Source organism: Paroceanicella profunda (genome assembly GCF_005887635.2).
Taxonomy (GTDB): Bacteria; Pseudomonadota; Alphaproteobacteria; order Rhodobacterales; family Rhodobacteraceae; genus Paroceanicella; species Paroceanicella profunda.
Genome location: NZ_CP040823.1, coordinates 79,900 through 98,032 on the forward strand (window position 1 = coordinate 79,900; position 18,133 = coordinate 98,032).

The window sequence follows — 18,133 nt, forward strand, 5'->3', positions numbered from 1 at the left end:
GATCTCACTTCCCGTCACCCTCAGACCAACACTCCTTTCCCTCTCACGGTGCTTCTTGACCGCGGTCAAGAAGCTCATGTGGGAGCAAGTTGTGTGCGTAGGATCCTTTCGAAATAGGCGTCAGGATGTTTGATCGTGTCTGCTCTTGCTATCAGGTAGTCGAAGACGAGAAGCAGTTTTCCCGCGCCAGCTTTCTGGATGCCATGCCGCAGTTCGTCTTGGCTTATTCTAAGCAATCGACCGAGGTCGTATAGAATGCGGGTGAGGGCTTCTCCTGTACGCGGCGGTTCTGGGAAAAATCCTGCAACGTGGGTGAAGTCTTCCCATGCCATGCTTGCTGGGTCTCGGTTCATCGTGGGCTTGGTTTGTGCGGTTTGTTCACCGCGATTGACCGTAGTTGGAACAATCTTTTTAATATCTTTTTTTATAGACTCTATGTGCCGGACATTTTGACCGTTTGTGGCGGGCAGATCGTTGGAATCCGGTGTATGCGGTCGGTGTTCGATAGTATGTAAATTATCTGCGGTACCAGCTTTTGTTGCGGCATGGTGTTCACCGTAGCTTGCGTCGGTATCGGCTCCGAGGGCTCTAAGTTCTGACATAACGCTCAGGACTGCATCAACGGTTAATGTTGCTCGACGCAGGACATTTCTGATCATGTTGAGGGTAGAGAGCTTTGCTTCATCGAAGCGTGTCTGTTGGAGTAGCGAAGCACGTAGGGCCAACGCCTCAGCCTTCAGTGAGCGCAAGCGCTCGCGTTCTTCGGTGAGCTGCAAGGCTTGTGTCGCGAGCGAGCCGTACCTCTGGATCAAGGGCTTCAGGTCGATACCGAAGGCATCTCTGATAACGCCTCCATACCGCAGCGGAAAGCGTTTGCCATTTGCTGAATTCTTGCGTTCGATCAGTTCAGCAGCTGAGAGGCGTCCCAGGCTGCGTCGAATTGTTCTCTCATCGAGTCCATTGGCGCGCTCTGACAGAGAAGCGTTCGATGGGAACACGACAGTGAGCGTAAGTCGCTGGCTGTCCTGAATCTCACGTTCTTTGCGGGGTAGGAAGCTAATGAGCGCGGTCAGAACGGCGAGGTCATTGGTTGTGAGACCGAGCTCCTTCCTCAGTACGCGAACTGGGCCCAGAAGCTCATAGGGGTTAGGGCAGGGCAGAGATATCCGTTCCGCCAGGGCGGTTGTTGTTTCATTTGCATGTCTCATGGTGTTTCGGAAGAAAAAGCTTCCCCGTTCACCGCGAGCGGTGTTGAAATCGATTCGTTTTGGGGGTATCAATCAGGTGTCGAGACTGATTGAGGCCCTTCGGAAGCATCGCTTTCGGGGGGTCTTTCTTTTTCTAGCCGGTCCTCCTTTCGTTTTCTGCTCGTTGCTTTTGATGTCTTGACCGCGGTCAAGACATGGGGGTCGTCACTCTGGCCCGTCTTGACCGCGGGCAAGAAGCTCCGTGACCAGCTTCCGGACTGCCTCCTCAACACGAGGGACAAGATCAGCGTCCACATCGATGGTGATACGGGTGCCCTTTCGGCCGATCTTCACGCGCTCACTGGGGTGTGTCTTCTGCGTCGATGGTTTGGTGGCTGTCAGCAAGGTAACCGCCGCTTCGAGACGGTCGGGGCCCGGTATGTTGCGAGGAATTTCGCCGGCAACTTCTCGGGCTCTCGCGGCGTCTTTCTCGCACAGCCTGAAAAGCTTTTCCCAAACCCGTCGACCAACGCCGTGTGCAGGTCCGATAGCCTGGATCAGTTCCATCGGGATGCCCGTAGCGATACGGTTCATCCGCGAGACGAGCGATTCATCGATCTGAAGTGCCCGATACGCGATCGTTTGAGCGTTCTTGCGCGTTTCGTCGGTTTTCCCAAGTTCTCGAATGATCCCGGCGACAAACAGAGCCCTTTCGATGAACGATGGGTCTTGGCGCGCATTATTCTCTACGCCTTGGGCAATGAGAGCTTCCTCGTCGGTCATCTCCATGACCGTGGCGCGCACTTTCTGACCAAGTTGGCGACAAGCTAAAAGCCGACGGCGTCCATAGACGATCTCAAGCGCACCGTCCTGGGTTCTGCGAACCAACACTGGAACCTTTTGACCGTGCTCGCGGATCGACGAGACAAGCTCATCCAGACCATCGCTTGGATCGATGCGGTCCATGACCGCGGACATTCGTATTACGGTCGGGTCGATCAGCCGGGTGGCGTGTTTATCCTCTTCGAGCACGGATGCTTGTGCGCGAGCTACAGTCGGGCTCGTTCGCTTCACATCCAGATCCTCGTCCGAAGGCGGCGTTTTGCCCATCGCGTTCTTGAGTGAGTCCCCGAAGACCTTACGCGCCATGGCTACGCCCCCATGCTTTCAGGATTTCGCGTTCGACTTCGTCGGTCACGCGCGAGACGGACTCGATCGCGCGCTCGTAAGTTCTGCGATTCACGTCGCGAGGTTCGACCTCGAAGATGCTCTGCTGGGTGTTCGCAGCATCACCCACGGCTGTTGATTTCAGAAACTCGGCAGACAGCACGGCATCCCCGAGGACTGTCCGAAGCAGAGATGAAATCTGCACCTGCGGACCATCCGTATTTTCGTAGCGGGTGATCAGAACTCGCACGAAGTTCAGTCCATGTTCCGGGGCGTGTGCCTCGACGACGCCCATCAGGTTGCTCGCCATGCCCAGAAAGCTCGCCAGCGACATGACATCGAGCATCGACGCGTTGAGCGGGATCAGGACCCCGGTCGATGCAAAGAGGGCAGAGATCACCGAGAAGTTCAGCTGCGGTGGGGTGTCAAATATCACCACATCATATCGGTTGAGGACAGGCTCAAGCGCTTCCCGGATGCGGCTATGGAACGTGGTGGCGCCGTGTCTGAAGCTCAGGGCGACCTCGAACTCGTACTCCATGATGTCCATGGATGCCGGGATCAGATCCACGGTCGGGAAGTTCGTTTTGCGAATGATCTCTGCTGCGGGCAATGGATCGTCGGATCGGATAAGATCGTATGAAGTCGGCATATCCGGATCGAGCTCAGGAGTAACCCCGAATAGGTTTGTCAGACTTGCCTGGCTGTCGAGGTCAATCAGCAAGACCCGGTAGCCGCGCAGGCCCAGTAGCTGTCCTACATGGGCAACAGATGACGTCTTTGCCGAACCACCCTTCAGGTTGAAGATCGTCAAGACCTGACAAGCCTCTCCCGGTCTTCTGTGCGGGTGTTCTTCTGGCTTGATCCTTCCAGTCTCGAGAAGTACGCGTTGTGCTTCGACCATCTCCTCTGCAGAGAAGCTACGGCGGTTGCCGCCCTCCAAGACACCTTCGGGAAAGCCTTCGAGGTTTGACACATGATGGCGGAAGGTGTTCTGATTAATGCGAAGAAGTTCAGCCGCTTCCCGCATGGCGAAGCGGCGGAGGCCCTTCTGAGCGTCCGGTGGGAAGGTTTCCTGCGCATGTTCACGCAACCGACTACCAAGCCGCTTGGACATGACTTCAAATCTCTGGGAGGCGCGTATCCCGTTCATCACTGCCCTCAAGTCTTTATTGTTTTGCAAAGCTTAACAGATATTGTGGATAAATCCAGACCAAACCGTTGAGCGGCCTGGGCGCGTTGAAGCCACCGATTTCTGTCGACGGTAAACTGTTAAAAATCAGCGCCTTGGGCGACTGCGCTCTCACTCTACTTCAACACCTCGTTGCCAGCCACGAAGTGACCACAAGATGTATTGTGAGTGCGTACAGAAATCAGTCGGCAGAATCGGATGGACGATTCTCTGGGATCTCAGTCGAGCAACGACAGCCTCTCCGCCCGCTCCAGCAGCATCTTCACCGACGAAGGCTGCCAGCTTGTCCGCCCGCGGGGCGTGCGCTCGCGCATCGCTTCCAGCCGTTCACAGATCGCCTGAAGCGTGATGTCGGGATCTGTGCCCTTGATGCCTGCGACAATGGCGGGCAGGCGGTCGTCCGTTTCGCGGCGCCCGGCGCGGGCCAGCACCTCGACAGGCAGGAAGCCGTCGCGGACATAGGCCTTCACAGCGCGTTGCAGGCGGCTTTGGGTCCAGCTACGCGCTTCGGGCAAGGGGCCGTTGATGATGCGCAACACGTCCTCCCAAGCCAAGTCGGGGCGCAACCGGCGCACATGGGGCACCCAGTCTTGTGCCGTCTCGTTCAGGCGCTCCATGTAGCCGTCCTGTCGCGCCAGCCGCACTTTGCGAAGAGCGGCAGGGTCTTTGGCCCGCAGCCCAGGGTTCCCGCCAACGCGGCCCTTTGTGCGTGCGCTGGCAAGGCCGGCCTTGGTGCGTTCCCGGATCAGGGCGCGTTCGAACTCGGCCGCAGCCCCCAGCACTTGCAACGTGAACTTGCCCTGCGGCGATGCCGTGTCGATTGGGTCTTGAATGGAACGAAAGAAAGCACCCTTGGCTTCAAGCCGTTCGATCACCTCGAGGAGATGCGAAAGCGACCGCGCCAGCCGGTCGATCCGCACGACCACCAGCGTGTCGCCCTTGGCGACGCGTTCCAGCACGCGCGCCAACACCGGCCGCGCACGATTGCCGCCAGAGGCCTGCTCCTCATGGATCTCGGCGCAGCCTGCAGATTTCAGGGCCTGCGACTGGGGCAGGGGGGTCTGATCCTCGGTCGAGACCCGGGCATAACCTATCAGGGGCATCAAAACAGTCTTTTGCAGTTTCATATAACGCGACTAAACGACCGTTTGTAAACAGAGGCAAGGGCGCTCTTTGTGGTGCTGCAAATCAAAAACCCCTTGGTTTTCATATGCTGAGCGCGATCAGAGAGATATCGCAGACCACCGCGCGCGCGTGCTATATAGGGTGTGCAGGCGCACCCTAACAAAACACTTTAGTAAAATGCAAAAGCGCCATATTTTGCACATATGAAGCCTCAAGTACCTACGCAGTATAGTAAATTGGACGATCCTCTAGTTGATGCGGAGGGGATTGAAGAGACGTCCGAGGACGACCTGTGGTTCCTGCCCGGTCCAATAGAAGTGGAGCCGGATTATCTGCCGCCCAGACCGAGGGCAGAGCTGCCTGAAACCGCAGTCCTCGACGATTGGCGGAAGGCAGAGGCAGGTAATGCCGCCCGTCTTGCCCGTGTGGCTAGCCGGATTGGCGCGCTGGATGACCGTCTGCACCGTGGCCCGGAAGGCTGGCGGCTCAGGCTCGCCCTGATCGAGGCGGCAGACCTCAGCTGGTTTGTGGGTGACCGAATTGGCCCGGATCGGCTGGCGCTTTGGATATCCATGCGCTTGTCCGGGGTGCAGGACGACACCGCAGCGCTCGCGCGTGTCGGATGGGCGGTGCGCCGTCTGACAGGCGGTCCCGGTCCAGAGGTGGACTTATCCGCTTTCCTCGATCGCCGTGACCCTGAAAACATGGCCAATGAAGCCGAGCCCTTTGCGGATCGCGCGGTCGGTTGGCTTGACCTGATGGCGCAAGCCGCCCACCTGCATTCGATTACACGCGCCTGCATGGGGTTTCACCTCTGGAACCTTGCGGGCCTCGGGCAACAGGACGACCGGATGGAAGCGGCGGTTACCGCCGCACGCATTGCCGCGAGCGAAGGCCCGAATTTGAATGGGGGGGCCATCTTTGCGCCTCTGGCTATGCGCGGGGCAGGGGGGCTGCGCGCCAGTGGCCCACCTGCCGAGCGCTTGCAGCGTTGGCTCGAGGGAATGGAAACAGCATGCCTGACCGCGATGCGGCACCTCGACGATATCCAGGCATGGTCAGCGCGGGCGGACAACATGATGGCACCGCTCTCTGGCAAGACACCACCTGCATTGCGCGCGGTGCTGACCGAATGGCCCGTCGTCTCCGCTCCAATGGCCGAGACCCTGACCGGTGCCAGCCGCGCCGCCGTCCAGCGCAACCTTGCTTGGATGGAAGCGCAAGGTCTAATCCGCGAGGTGACCGAACAGGTGCGTTTCCGCATGTGGCGGGCGATGCCATGAAACACCTCTAAAGAAGCACTCGTTTTGGTGCGTAACATTTGTTGATAGTTCAACGGAGGACCAGAATCGTGACAGACCAAAAATATGAGACAGTCGATTTCGACGTGCGGCTCAGAAATAGTAGTCAGATGGATTTGCGGTGTTTTCACCTATCTGTGGGATCCTCTAGTCGCTCTAGCCTCAAATTCTTTATTTCGAAATCACGAAAGAATAAGTCTCTTGGGCGCAAAAACTGGGGCACGAAAATTGCGATCTACCCGTGGACAGACGGGGTCAGTTTATAGAGCTGGGCGACCGCCCCATGAAGCCGAAACAGCCGATCACCGCTCAGATCTTGATCAATGCCGCCGTCGCGTACATGAAGGCGATGCCGCCCAGAAACCCGACCAGTACGGCTGGTGACATCAGCGCCGCCTGCCTGTCGGCGTTTTGACGTACAAGGTAGGCGCTGACCTCGACCATGACTTGCAGGATCGCACCCGCTCCGACGGCGAGTGCCAGTGCCGACCATTGCGGCGCATAGGCAAGGCTGCCCGCCCACATTCCGAGGATGGCCGGGCCACCGGCGAGCAGGGTCAGAGCGGCAAACGTCCAAAGCGTTGGCCGGGCACGAAGCATCGGGGCGGCGATGCCTATGCCCTCGGTGACATTGTGCAAGGCAAAGCCTAGGACGAGGAAAGTTCCAAGCCCCGCCGACCCGGCGGCGAATGCGCCGCCGATTGCCAGCCCTTCGCCGAAGTTGTGAAGCCCGATCCCGAGGGCAATGTAGAACGCAAGCGCGATGCCTTCCGGATTGCCGCGCCAGCGCCCGATAGCCATCAATAGAAGAAAGCTTGTAAGCGCCGCCAGCCAGACCATGGCAGAACCTTGGAATATCGCCGCCGCATCGCCGGACAACTCCACCGCTTCCGCAGTCATGTCGATCAGCAGGAAGGCCAGCAACCCAACCGTCAGTGCGAGCAGAAAGTTCATCCCGCTTCGCCCGACGCCCTTCATCGCCGGAAAGAACATGAGACCAAGCGCAACCGGCAATAGGCCGACGATCGCTCCGATCACTGCCTGCAGCCGGAGTTGCCCCCAGGTGGCGCTTGGCGTCGAGACGGCGACCCCGATCTCATGCCCGAAGGTCGCGCCCGTGTTGGTCAGCAGGTTGACGCGATGGGCCTCGCCGAGAACCCACGGATAGGGAATTCGCAACCAGACCGCTTCGCCGCGGGCAATCGGCCCCGCGTGTCGCGTAGCCCTTAATTGTGAGATGAGAAATCCAACGAAATCAACGGCCACCCTTTGCCCTTAAATATAAGATTTTGTCTTTAATTCCGATATTTTTGCCCTTAAACATGAGACAGGGTTCACAGGTTTTTGCGGCAAATGTCGATGAACAATGATGACGAAGAGTCAGTTGCCGTTGGAGCTGAAGAGGCGCGTAGGGCCGTCGTGCTGCGTCCGGTTGTTCAGGCATATCTCAATGGGACTGGCAGTCTGGAAAGTGACATCAATGACGCCGTTTGGGAGCTTGGTGCCAGCAGGGCGACGGTCTGGCGTTGGGTAAAGCGGCTGGCGGAAGAGGGTGGGCGCACCAGTGCTTTGGCTCCGCGGAAACGGGGCCGCCCGGCTGGTACGACCTTGATTTCCAGCAAGGTCGAAGCGGTGATTGAAGAACATCTTCGCCGTTATTTCTTGAGCCGGGAGCGTTCGAGCCTTTCGCGCGTCGTGACAGAAATCCGCAGCGCGTGCTGGCAACAGGGCTTGCAGCCGCCGACACGACGGACAGTTCAGCGTCGTCTGGATGCGATGGATGCCCGCGAAGTTGCGAAGGCACGAGAGGGCTCAAAGGCTGCCCGCCAGAAATTTGCGCCGGTCACAGGTGAGAACAAGGCCAGTCAGCCTCTGGAGATCGTGCAAATTGATCATACGCCCGCGGACATCATCCTTGTCGACAGTTTTGAGCGCCAACCAATTGGGCGGCCTTGGGTCACGCTGGCGATCGACATCGCAACGCGGATGGTAACTGGATACTACACCTCTCTGGAGGCCCCTTCGCGTCTGTCAGTGGCGCTTTGCCTGACACAGGCGGTTGCCCCCAAGGCGGAACTTCTTGCGGAATTGGCGTGCAATATTCCTTGGCCCGCACAGGGCAAGCCGCACAGCATCCACGTCGACAATGGCCGCGATTTCCGGTCGCGGGCCTTTCGGTCGGCATGTGCGGAGTGGGGGATCGATCTGGTCTATCGACCGCCGGGAAGTCCTCACTTCGGAGGTCACGTCGAACGATTGATCGGGACGATGATGGGGGCCGTTCATCTGTTACCGGGAACAACGCAATCCTCGATCGCGGCCAAGGGCGACTATGACGCCGAAGGCATGGCCACGATGACCTTGAGCGAATTCGATCGCTGGTTTGCTTTGGAAATCTGCCGTTACAACAACAGAGTTCATTCAAGTCTTGGCTGCACACCTATCGCCAAATGGGAGGAGCTCTCAGAGAAAATGATGGGTGACATCCCCTTTGAGATGGAAGCTTTTAGGGTGAGCTTCCTGCCAAGCGAGCTGCGCAAGGTCAGGCGTGACGGCATCCATCTGTTCGAGATACGGTACTGGTCGGATGCCCTTGCAGGCCACATTGGGCGCGGGGATGGAAAGGTAGTCGTTCGCTACGATCCTCGCGATATCTCAATGATCTGGGTCGAATTGGACGATGGCCGATATGTTGAGGCGCGTTACAGAAACTTGGAAATTCCGCCCGTGCCGCTCTGGGAATATCGCGAAGCCATGAGGAAGGCCCGTGCCCTTGGCAAGTCCGGGTCCAATGAGCTGGTCCTGGCTGAGCTGATCCGACAGCAACGCCAAATCGAGTCTGAAAGCCGGGGCCTAACGAAGGCCGAACGCCGATCCCGTGAAAGAAAAGGGACATTGGAGGACACCAACTCGGCTGTCTCGAAAACCGAAGGGCTGCGTGCGATCGACACGGGTGATACATCGCGCCCATTGTTCAAGGTAGAGAGATGGTGAATTGACGGCAGGGACAACTGAGGAAGACGGTCGGATCGCCCTCATTCAATCGGACATCTGGATCGGCTTTCCGCGGGCCGAACAAGTGCTGGACCGTTTGCAGGGTATGATCGAGGCGCCAAGGCAAACCCGTATGCCTGGCCTTCTTGTGCATGGCGCGTCCGGGATCGGAAAGACGATGATCGCCCGAAACCTGTCGCGCAAGTACGCACCAGAATACGATCCGCCGTCAGGCATCACGCGCACACCGCTTCTGCTGTTGCAAGCGCCGCCCGCACCCGACGAACGGCGGTTCTATCTGCACATCCTGGCCGCCGTCGGCGCCCCGGCGACGGCACTGAGCGCCCGCGCTCAAAATGTGGCTTCCCTCGAAGTTCGTGTCATCGCACTCTTGCGCGACCTTGGCCTGCGGATGATCATGATCGACGAGGTCCACAATCTCTTGGCTGGGACCCACCGCGAACAGCGCCGCTTTCTCAATGTTCTGCGGTATCTCAGCAATGAACTCGAAGTGTCGCTGGTATGCCTCGGGGTCAGCGAGGCCGTCGATGCCATCCGTGGTGATATCCAGCTTGCCAGGCGGCTGGACGAACATCACCTGCCAAACTGGCGCGACGATGCCGAGTTCTCGGACATGATTCAGACACTCATCGCGGCAATGCCCCTCGAGAAGAAATCCAATCTGAAGGTCAAGTCGCTCAAGCAGATACTTGCACTGACCGGTGGGGTGACCTCGCGCATCTTCGCCCTGATCAAGGATCTTTCCATCGATGCCATTGTCACTGGTAATGAATGCATCACCGATGACGCAATCGCAAAATGGACGCCGGTTTGGTCGCGTCACGCGTCCGCTGGGCGGCGGCTCGAGAAGTCCCGGGTGTGAAGCCGCGCCCGCTGCCAAAGATTGTCGCGCCGCTGCCAGACGAGTTGTTGTCAGGTTGGTTGTCTCGGCTGGCTGCGGCCAACTACTGTAATGACGCGGAACTGCTGGCCCATATCAAGATCGATACCGCGCATGGCACCGCCTTGGACCTCAACATCGACGCGGTGGCGGCAGAGAAGATTGCCAGCGCTGCACGTGTCGCCCCAGACGTCGTGCGATCTTTGACCTTTCCAGCAATGACGCCACGAGAAGCCTCGCTGACGGCCCAGATGCCATTCCAGCATTGCCCGCAATGCTCCCGAGAGGGCCTTTCGCTCAAGCATTGGAGGCGGGCCTGGGCATTCGACTGCCAGGTTTGCGGGGCGAGACTTGTGCAGACCCTCGGCAAAGCAGGCGACGAACAAGTATCCGAGAAACTGACATACCGAGCGCGCCGTGGGGCAGGGATGCTTGAGTGCGCCGCGCGATCACGCGGCCCCAGACCACTTCGGCGCGCAATGCGTGCAGTCGCCTTTGCCATGTCACTCAAAACCTTCCGCGGGGATCCGTCGTTCGCTCTCCAGAACCCCAGATCGGAAGTGAGGCTGTTCTGTCTCGCCGCAATCGCCGCCGCTCGGTCTTATCCCTTGGCTAAGGCAGCCATCGCCAGCCACAGCATCGACGACTATGCAAGGGTTGCTCTATTGCGCGCCTTCGAGAAGGAGCCCCGTCTGCTTGTTGCGGTTGATCATATCGCGCAAAGGCGCGCGAGAAGCACAGGCCCGATGACAGCCGAACCTCGCAATTAAGGGCAAAATTTGTCGTCAAACGCGCCGCGTCTCAGAATTAAGGGCAACGCGACACCGCGGGCTCCTGCGTGAAGGTCCAGTAGGCGTCGTCCACTGCGACCTGCGCGACCACCATTGCTTCCGATCCGCCGGCGCGCACACTGAGCGAAATCCCCGACCCATCGAGGATCGTCCGTTCGACGGTCAACGCCTCGACCGGGGGCGCGCCATTGTTGAAGCCGCGCAGCGGATCGAGCGAGGCAATCCACACGAAAGCCCCCAGCATGACGGCCAGCGGCACGAGGACGAGAAGCAGGCGGGTCATTGGCGGGCGGCTGCGTTGGATATGATCGGTCATGCTCCGGCCTCTCGCACGTCGAAAAAGCCCATCCAGCCAAGTTCGGTGAACTCGGCCTGGTGCGCATGGAACATATACATCCCGTCCTCGTGATCGGCGAAGCTGAACTCGAGGATGCCGCGCTGCGCCTGACACTGCATGATCACATCGACCGTGCGCAGGGTCGGCGTGAGCTGGGTGCCGGTGTCGTAATAGTCGAAGAAATTCCCATGCAGGTGGAACGAGTTGATCGGATCGAACTCGGTCGCGTTCATGAGGTCGATGCGCACCGGGCGCGACTTGTCGATCCGGATCGGCGCGTTCATGTAAGCTTGGCCGACCGTGTTTACGGCATAGACCTCGTTCTCACCATCGAAATTGGTGTCAAAGCCGTTCATCACCATCGCCAGTTCCTGCCATTCGGCGTTTTCCGGGCTGCCCAGCACACGCGACGCCGCAACGGCCGCAAATTCGGGGTGGCGCGCCGGATCCGGATCGACCACGAAAAGGCCGTACATGCCCTTGTGCATGTGCCGTTTCAGTGGCAGGGCATGGCAATGGTAGAGGTGGCAGCCGAAGGGCTTGGCATCGAATTCGTAAACGAACTCCTCGCCCGGATCGATCAGCCCGGCGCCTTGAACACCGTCCATGCGCGCTGAATGAATGCCGTGAAAGTGCATGGAATGGGGATGTGAACCAAGGTTGCGAAAGACGATCCGTAGCCGTTCGCCCTCCTTCGCTCGCAGGGCGGGGCCGGGAACGCGGCCATCGAACGTCCAGGCGGGGAAGAACACGCCGGGAGCGATCTCGATTTCCATGTCGATGGCGTCCACCTCGAACGTTCGCAACGTGCGCCCATCCGGCAGAACTTCTGTGCGACCGGTCTCCCAGTCGGTCAGCATGGCCGTCGGGTCGAACCCGTTCCGGGCGTGGTCGACCTGGCCGACCATCGTCATGTTACCATGCGCCATGCCACTGTCATGGGCCGAATACGGATCGACCGCCCCGCCGGGCATATCATGCCCCGCCATCGGGTCGGGCGTTGCCTGGGATTGCGCGCGGCTCGCGGCCACGGCCGCTCCGCCGGCAGCCACCAGACCGCCGACCAACAACGCGCGTCGCGACGCCGAAACTGGCTCCGTGACGACGCCAGGTGGCGCTGTGGGCAGCGATGTCTCCACGGCGGACGACACCTCGCGCCCTCGCTTGCTGGTATCGACAGGCATGGACGTTGTCCCTTCAGATGACACGCAGGCCAAAGTCCCGGCGCAAAAAGTTAGCATAGGCTAATAATCATCGCTCAGGCTTTACGAGTCAATCCTGATCGTGCGAGGGTGACGGCATGATTGATGATGAGAACCTTGAATCAACCGAGGCAGAGGCACGTGCGGTCGAATCCCGCGCCGAGGCCTTCATCGGTGTGCGCGAGGCGCGGCGCAGCGAGGTGGCGGAAGACTATGTCGAATTGATCGCTGAGTTGATCCACGAGAACGGCGAAGCCCGACCGGTCGATATTTCGGCCCGGATGGGCGTGACCGCGCCGACGGTCGCCAAAACCCTTGGCCGTCTGGCGCGGGACGGCCTGATCACTCGCGCGAAATACCGTTCGGTCTTTCTGACCGAGGAAGGCCGGGCGCTTGCCAAGGAATGCAGGCACCGCCACGAGATCGTCTTGCGCTTTCTCCTGAGCCTCGGGCTAGACCCCGAGACGGCTGAACGCGATGCCGAAGGGATCGAGCATCATGTGAGCGAGCGCACGCTTGCCCTGTTCGCGGCGTTTGCCCAGCGGTCATAGGCAGGTGGTTGCCGCTGCAACAAGTCGGTTGGCCGAGGATTTGAACGAGCCAATCTTTGGATGTTCCAAGAAACGTGATTTTGTGCCGCTGGCATTCGGATCGCGCGGGTAGTAGATCAAGATCATGAGACGTTGGGCGCGCCTTATCTGCATTCTCTCGCTGGTGGCTTTTGCCATCGGCGCGGTCGCGCAGTCTGCGGGCTCAATTGCCATGGCCTCGTCAATGGTCTCCACGGACAGCGGCATGATGGCGATGGACGATTGCGACGCCTGCGGCAGCTTGGAAGACGGTAAGATGGGTTCCGTCTGTGATTTTGTGTGCAATGCCGCGGGAATGGCCGCTCTTCTTTCGATTCCGGCTGGCACCAGCCCGATCGCTGCCGCCGCGGCCCATGAAATCCGGCCAATGGACGTTCCGCACGGAATATCTGGCCCCCCGGCCAAACAACCTCCTCGAGTCTACCTCTGATCTGACACACGGCGCTTGATTGCGCTTCGTGTGTTTCTCCGTGCCGGACGCCCCCAAATGGGCGTTTGCGCGGGGCCATGAACGTCGCTGAGCAATTGCTTTGGCGGCGTACAGTGAAATCAGAGAGTGTTTATCCATGTCCTACCAAATCAGTTCCCGTTTCAGTCGCCGATCTTTTCTTGCAACATCCTTGGCGGGTTTCGGCGCCGCGGCTTTCGGAAAGCCTCTGCGCGCCGAGCCGCAAATCCGCAGCTTTTCGCTGCGCCCCGCGCCGGGACAGGCAAGGCTGGTCCCAGAACCTTATCCCGCAACCCCCGTTTGGGGCTTCAACGGTCAGGTTCCCGGCCCGGAGCTACGGGTTCGGCAAGGCGATCGGCTGCGCATCGTCGTCACAAACGGTCTGGACGAGGAAACCACCGTCCATTGGCACGGACTTCGTCTGCCGAACGCGATGGACGGGGTTCCACACCTGACGCAGAAGCCGATCGCACCCGGAGAAACCTTCACCTACGAGTTCGACGCGATCGATGCCGGGACCTTTTGGTATCACCCCCACCAGCGCAGTTTCGAGCAGGTCGGACGTGGGCTGGCCGGACCACTCATCATCGACGAATCCAACCCGCCGCGGGTCGACCGCGATGTCACCTGGCTGCTTGACGACTGGCGGCTGACGCGGGACGCGGCGATTGCGGATGACTTCGGCGCAGCCATGGACATGAGCCATGCGGGCCGTCTGGGCAATACTGTCACGATAAATGGGCGTGTTCCCGATGTCTTCGTGGTGCGGCAAGGCGAACGCATCCGGTTGCGGCTGATCAATGCCGCCAACGCCCGCATCTTCGCGCTCGACTTCGGCGACCTTTCCGCGCGCATCATTGCGCTCGACGGCCAGCCGATCACCCCGCACGCCGCGCCTGACGGTGTCGTGGTTCTGGGCCCGGCGATGCGTGCCGACATAATGCTCGATTGCCCTGCCGACCCGGGAACCACGCTTCAAATCGTCGACCGCGCCTATCGCGATAATGAATTTAACCTGCTGGATGTCGTCTTTGACGAAACGCCCCTGCGTGCCACGCCGCCGGAATGGGAAATTGCCCTTCCAGCCAATCCACTGATCGAACCTGATCTGAACGCAGCCCGTCGTCACGAAATCCTGTTCACCGGGGGCATGATGGGCGCCATGGTCGAGCGCCAGATGGGCCCGAGCCAGTCCGGCAGCATGATGGGCGGAATGATGGGTGGCGTTGTGGGTGGCGGCATGTGGTTCGTCAATGGCGTCGCGGCCGAAGGGCACATGCTCGATCCCTTCCTGACATTGGAGCGCGACGCGAGCCATATCCTCCAAATGACGAACGCCACTGCCTTCGACCATCCGATCCACCTGCACGGCCACTCCTTCCGCGTCATCAGCCGCGATGGCGTGCCGACCGAATTCCGTGAATGGCAGGACACCGTGCTGATCGCGCCGCGCGAGCAGGTCGAAATCGCCCTGGTCGCCGACAATCCCGGAGACTGGATGTTCCATTGCCACATCCTTGAGCACCAGGCGGCCGGGATGATGGGCGTGATCCGCGTCGCATGAGCAGAGGAGCATGCAGATTGAAGTCGATTGAGATTGGATGTCGGCCAAACCGGCGCAAGGTACTCACCGCGGCACTCAGTATCGGCGTCGCTTCGATGTTGCCGGGGTTCGCACTCGCGGCGAGCGATGGTGATCCAGCGGCACTTGCCTTTGATGGCGATACCATTCTGCTGGCGAGAGGAGGGCTGTTCGTCAGTGACGATGACGGCCGGACTTGGACCGCGGCAGAGACACCGGGGAACGTGCTGTCGCTGGCGACCCATCGCGACCGGCCTGGCCGTGTGGTTGCGGGGCTCGCCGTGGGCGGTGTCAGCACTTCCGAAGATGGGGGCGCTTCGTGGCGCGTCAGCGACGCTGGGCTGCCTGACGGAGAGATCAATGCCGTTGCCATCGCCTCGCGGAACTCGGACATGATCTATGCCTCGGTTCGCGGCGACGGATTGTGGAAGAGCGAGGACGCCGGCGCAACCTGGTCGCTCGCCATGGACCGCCCCTGGCTCGACGACGCAGAGCGCGAACCTCTTGCTCTGGCTTCGGTCGAGCTTGAAACCGGCATGGGCGGGATCTGGATCTATGCGGGCACCGAGGTTGGCCTTGCGCGGGTGCCCGATTGCTTTTGTCGCTGGCAGGACGTGCAGCCAGGCAACGCGATGGACGCATTGGTTGCGGGTGAAGCCCCACCGTCCGAAGCGCCATTGCCAGGCGGTCAACCGATCCTGTCGCTGGCCAGTGCCCCCTCGGCGCCGGAAGTGATGTATGCCGCTCTGCGTTCGGGCCTCTGGGCATCGCAGGACGGCGGAGTCATCTGGCAAAAGCGGGCCAGCAAAGCTGCGACCGCTGTTGCGGTTCATCCAAGAGACGAGACCTACATCGCTGCCCTGTTGGGCGGCATCTTGAAATTCAGCCGTGACGGCGGCGCAACCTGGATCGAAACAGGAGAACTATGATGGAGAAAATGATGCAGAGAAGAAACGCGCTTGGTCTGATTGGCAGCGGCATTGTCGGAATGGTGGGCCTGACCACATCGGCTTGGGCGCAAGCGACAGGCGATGTGGCGCCCGGTCTGACGGGCAGCGAAAGGCAGATCACCATCTGGCGCGATCCGGGCTGCGGCTGCTGTGATGCCTATGGGGATTATCTCGAAGAACACGGCTTTACCGTAACGCGTGTGGATGACCGCGACTTCGACAAACGCTCGGTCGAAGTCGGTGTGCCCGCCCAGGGCATCGGCTGCCACTTGGCCGAAATCGACGGCTACTATGTCAGCGGTCTCGTCCCCGTCGACATCATCGAGCGGCTGCTGGAAACCCGTCCGGCGATAACGGGTATCACCTTGCCGGGAATGCCCGCGAATGCACCCGGGATGGCTGCGGTCAAGTCAGGCACGCTAAGGACCTACGCCTTTGGCCCGGAAGGAATCTCAATCTATGCCGATGAATAAGGGGCCGAAAAACCGACTGGCGAAGGGTACGGTCAGGCGGTCAGTGCACCTCGCTGCCCTAGTGTCCACGCTCGCGACCACCGGCGTTGTGGTGCTGGCCCAATCGGAACCGGTGGACCCGCGTGTCGAGGGACTGACGTTCTTGGGAGAGCCCGTGCTTGCATCCGAGGTCACGGCAGGGCAACAGCTTTATGCGGACAACTGCGCCAGTTGCCATGGTGCGAACCTTGAAGGCCAGCCCGATTGGCGTCGTCGTCTTGACACCGGAAGAATGCCGGCCCCGCCGCATGATGACACAGGCCACACCTGGCACCATTCAGACCGCATGCTTTTTCAGATCACTAAAGGCGGGGTCGGTGCCGTCGTGCCGGGATACGAGAGCGACATGCCGGCCTTCGGAGAGGATCTGACAGACGCAGAGATCGAGGCGATCCTCGTCTACATCAAGAGCACCTGGCCTGAGCGACAACGTGAGTTCCAAGCCGAAGTTTCGGCCAATGACACGGGCGGGTGAAGTTCGACAGGGTGTCAGGATAGTATCTTTCGACCAAAGCCGATCCACCGGGGGACCAATTCGGCAAATCTGTCCTACTCCGCCCCCCGACTCCCGCTTTACCACGCTAATTCGGACCTGACCTGGTTGGCCGTTAACCCGACCGCAAGGCAAGCATGTGCTACCAGGGTCGCGTGCATGCGTTCACGAAAATTTGCCCTTGAACCTCTAGCCACTAGAAGTCCTATCTAGTCGACGAGAATGTATATCGTTCTTGCCATTGATCGCCGGTGGGAACCGAAAGGGTACGACATGCTGACAAGACGACACTTCATTCAAACGACAACAGCGCTCTTTTCGGCGACTGTGGCCAACCCTGTGTTTGCCGATAGCTGGCCCACCGAGGCGCAGAAGGCTGAATGGGACGCGCAAGTCAGCCCGCCCGGCTTCGATCCGGCCACGTCAAACCCTTGGGGACTACACCCACGTTTCTTGCCTCAGCGTGTGGACGCGAAGGACGGCCTCGTGCCGGGAGACATCCATGTCGATGCGGTCGCGCGGTATCTCTACCACATTGAGGAGGGTGGAACCGCGATGCGCTACGGCGTGGCGATCGCGCGGGGCAACCTCTACGAGCCAGGTGTTTATAACATCAAGCGCAAGGTCAGGTGGCCGCACTGGACGCCGACACAGAATATGATCGAGCGGGATCCCGAAAACGCAAGATGGGCCGACGGGATGGAACCCGGGCCTCAAAACGCCTTGGGATCGCGGGCGCTCTATCTCTATGTCGGTGATCGCGACACCTATCTTCGGATACACGGCACACCCTATCCGAGAAGCATCGGCGGTCGTGCGAGTTCGGGTTGCGTGCGGATGGTTATGGCACACATCAACGAGCTTTATCCGAACGTCGCGATCGGATCGACAGCACATCTTTATTCGGCTGAGGACAGCGTTACCGCGAGAAGTTGAATGAGGTAATTAGCTCTCAGCGCATTGATGTGACGTGCGGGTCGTCGTCACACTTCCCGCGCGACGCAGATAGGGTTGCCGTTCGCCGTGCGCAGCGGCAGCAAGGTCGTTTCAACGGGGCCGCTGTGTTCGTACCAGTAGCACCCGTCCTCGGGCACCAAGCGCGCGGTTGCAACATCCTGATCCGGGGCAGCCATTGCAATCACGGCTTCGGGAACGTTGCCCCGCTGGTCTGCCGCGTCGCCTGGCCCAGTCGGCTGGACTGCGCATCCGGCCGTAAGCGACAGCACCACTGCAACCATCATTTTTTGCTTCAGCATCAAAACCCGCATCAAGCTTCCTTTCGTGACTGTTTTTCTTTGCAGCGGCTGTTCATGCCTCAAGGCGTGATGGAGCCGGTCGCCGCATCCTCTAGCAATAAAACA

19 protein-coding genes are annotated in these 18,133 nt (G+C 59.9%); 11 read left to right on the top strand and 8 right to left on the bottom strand.

The genetic code is table 11. From position 1 onward, the window contains the following. Window positions 1-74: 74 nt before the first annotated feature. The 4 genes from FDP22_RS23725 to FDP22_RS23740 all read right to left on the bottom strand — a co-directional run bounded on the left by FDP22_RS23725 (window position 75) and on the right by FDP22_RS23740 (window position 4,649). Entirely contained in the window at window positions 75-1,208 is a 1,134-nt protein-coding gene (locus FDP22_RS23725; protein WP_138578352.1) for a helix-turn-helix domain-containing protein, read from the bottom strand. 204 nt (window positions 1,209-1,412) lie between these two features. Next, window positions 1,413-2,336: a ParB/RepB/Spo0J family partition protein gene (locus tag FDP22_RS23730; protein WP_138578354.1), complete on the bottom strand. Its 924-nt coding sequence runs from the start codon at window positions 2,334-2,336 to the stop codon at window positions 1,413-1,415. Further along, window positions 2,326-3,471 (bottom strand): plasmid partitioning protein RepA, encoded by a 1,146-nt coding sequence (repA, locus tag FDP22_RS23735; protein WP_161489483.1) that lies wholly within the window; start codon window positions 3,469-3,471, stop codon window positions 2,326-2,328. The genes FDP22_RS23730 and repA overlap by 11 nt, the downstream gene beginning before the upstream one ends. 293 nt (window positions 3,472-3,764) lie before the next feature. Next, window positions 3,765-4,649 (bottom strand): recombinase family protein, encoded by an 885-nt coding sequence (locus FDP22_RS23740; RefSeq protein ID WP_138578422.1) that lies wholly within the window; start codon window positions 4,647-4,649, stop codon window positions 3,765-3,767. A gap of 225 nt (window positions 4,650-4,874) precedes the next feature. Between FDP22_RS23740 and FDP22_RS23745 the strand changes: the two genes are divergently transcribed. Beyond that, the gene (locus tag FDP22_RS23745) at window positions 4,875-5,954 is read left to right on the top strand and encodes a hypothetical protein (RefSeq protein ID WP_009503863.1); all 1,080 of its coding nucleotides are present in this window, start codon (window positions 4,875-4,877) and stop codon (window positions 5,952-5,954) included. A 327-nt stretch (window positions 5,955-6,281) separates the two neighbouring features. Here FDP22_RS23745 and FDP22_RS23750 read toward each other — a convergent pair whose 3' ends face one another. Beyond that, the gene (locus tag FDP22_RS23750; RefSeq protein ID WP_239032048.1) at window positions 6,282-7,238 is read right to left on the bottom strand and encodes a ZIP family metal transporter; all 957 of its coding nucleotides are present in this window, start codon (window positions 7,236-7,238) and stop codon (window positions 6,282-6,284) included. A 93-nt stretch (window positions 7,239-7,331) separates the two neighbouring features. Between FDP22_RS23750 and FDP22_RS23755 the strand changes: the two genes are divergently transcribed. Genes FDP22_RS23755 through FDP22_RS23765 form a run of 3 tightly spaced genes read left to right on the top strand, consistent with a single transcriptional unit; the run spans window position 7,332 to window position 10,637 of the window. Beyond that, complete coding sequence (locus FDP22_RS23755; RefSeq protein ID WP_138578356.1) at window positions 7,332-8,966, top strand: Mu transposase C-terminal domain-containing protein; 1,635 nt, start codon at window positions 7,332-7,334, stop codon at window positions 8,964-8,966. Between the two features lies 1 nt (window position 8,967). Continuing rightward, window positions 8,968-9,849, top strand: coding sequence for a TniB family NTP-binding protein (locus FDP22_RS23760; RefSeq protein WP_138578358.1), 882 nt, complete (start codon window positions 8,968-8,970; stop codon window positions 9,847-9,849). Next, entirely contained in the window at window positions 9,846-10,637 is a 792-nt protein-coding gene (locus FDP22_RS23765) for a TniQ family protein (RefSeq protein WP_138578360.1), read from the top strand. The genes FDP22_RS23760 and FDP22_RS23765 overlap by 4 nt, the downstream gene beginning before the upstream one ends. 37 nt (window positions 10,638-10,674) lie before the next feature. Here FDP22_RS23765 and FDP22_RS23770 read toward each other — a convergent pair whose 3' ends face one another. Both FDP22_RS23770 and FDP22_RS23775 read right to left on the bottom strand, forming a co-directional pair. Next, window positions 10,675-10,974: a hypothetical protein gene (locus FDP22_RS23770; protein ID WP_430226197.1), complete on the bottom strand. Its 300-nt coding sequence runs from the start codon at window positions 10,972-10,974 to the stop codon at window positions 10,675-10,677. Next, on the bottom strand, window positions 10,971-11,969 hold the full coding sequence (locus tag FDP22_RS23775) for a multicopper oxidase domain-containing protein (protein WP_239032057.1): 999 nt from the start codon (window positions 11,967-11,969) through the stop codon (window positions 10,971-10,973). Before FDP22_RS23775 ends, FDP22_RS23770 begins: the two co-directional genes overlap by 4 nt. 326 nt (window positions 11,970-12,295) lie before the next feature. Between FDP22_RS23775 and mntR the strand changes: the two genes are divergently transcribed. From mntR to FDP22_RS23810, 7 genes are all read left to right on the top strand, one after another. After that, window positions 12,296-12,748, top strand: coding sequence for a manganese-binding transcriptional regulator MntR (mntR, locus tag FDP22_RS23780; RefSeq protein WP_054540798.1), 453 nt, complete (start codon window positions 12,296-12,298; stop codon window positions 12,746-12,748). A gap of 124 nt (window positions 12,749-12,872) precedes the next feature. After that, window positions 12,873-13,217, top strand: a complete 345-nt coding sequence (locus FDP22_RS23785; protein WP_054540799.1) for a hypothetical protein — start codon at window positions 12,873-12,875, stop codon at window positions 13,215-13,217. A gap of 136 nt (window positions 13,218-13,353) precedes the next feature. After that, on the top strand, window positions 13,354-14,799 hold the full coding sequence (locus tag FDP22_RS23790) for a multicopper oxidase family protein (protein WP_054540800.1): 1,446 nt from the start codon (window positions 13,354-13,356) through the stop codon (window positions 14,797-14,799). Window positions 14,800-14,816: 17 nt separating this feature from the next. Continuing rightward, window positions 14,817-15,746, top strand: coding sequence for a WD40/YVTN/BNR-like repeat-containing protein (locus FDP22_RS23795; RefSeq protein WP_223870725.1), 930 nt, complete (start codon window positions 14,817-14,819; stop codon window positions 15,744-15,746). After that, on the top strand, window positions 15,746-16,240 hold the full coding sequence (locus FDP22_RS23800) for a DUF411 domain-containing protein (RefSeq protein WP_028095379.1): 495 nt from the start codon (window positions 15,746-15,748) through the stop codon (window positions 16,238-16,240). The genes FDP22_RS23795 and FDP22_RS23800 overlap by 1 nt, the downstream gene beginning before the upstream one ends. After that, on the top strand, window positions 16,233-16,754 hold the full coding sequence (locus FDP22_RS23805; RefSeq protein ID WP_138578426.1) for a c-type cytochrome: 522 nt from the start codon (window positions 16,233-16,235) through the stop codon (window positions 16,752-16,754). The genes FDP22_RS23800 and FDP22_RS23805 overlap by 8 nt, the downstream gene beginning before the upstream one ends. Window positions 16,755-17,045: 291 nt before the next feature. After that, a complete protein-coding gene (locus FDP22_RS23810; RefSeq protein ID WP_138578428.1) occupies window positions 17,046-17,708 on the top strand; it encodes a L,D-transpeptidase in 663 nt (220 codons plus the stop codon). A gap of 47 nt (window positions 17,709-17,755) precedes the next feature. Here the strand turns inward: FDP22_RS23810 and FDP22_RS23815 are convergent, their stop codons facing one another. After that, window positions 17,756-18,040, bottom strand: a complete 285-nt coding sequence (locus FDP22_RS23815) for a hypothetical protein (protein ID WP_028095377.1) — start codon at window positions 18,038-18,040, stop codon at window positions 17,756-17,758. Between the last annotated feature and the right edge of the window lie 93 nt (window positions 18,041-18,133).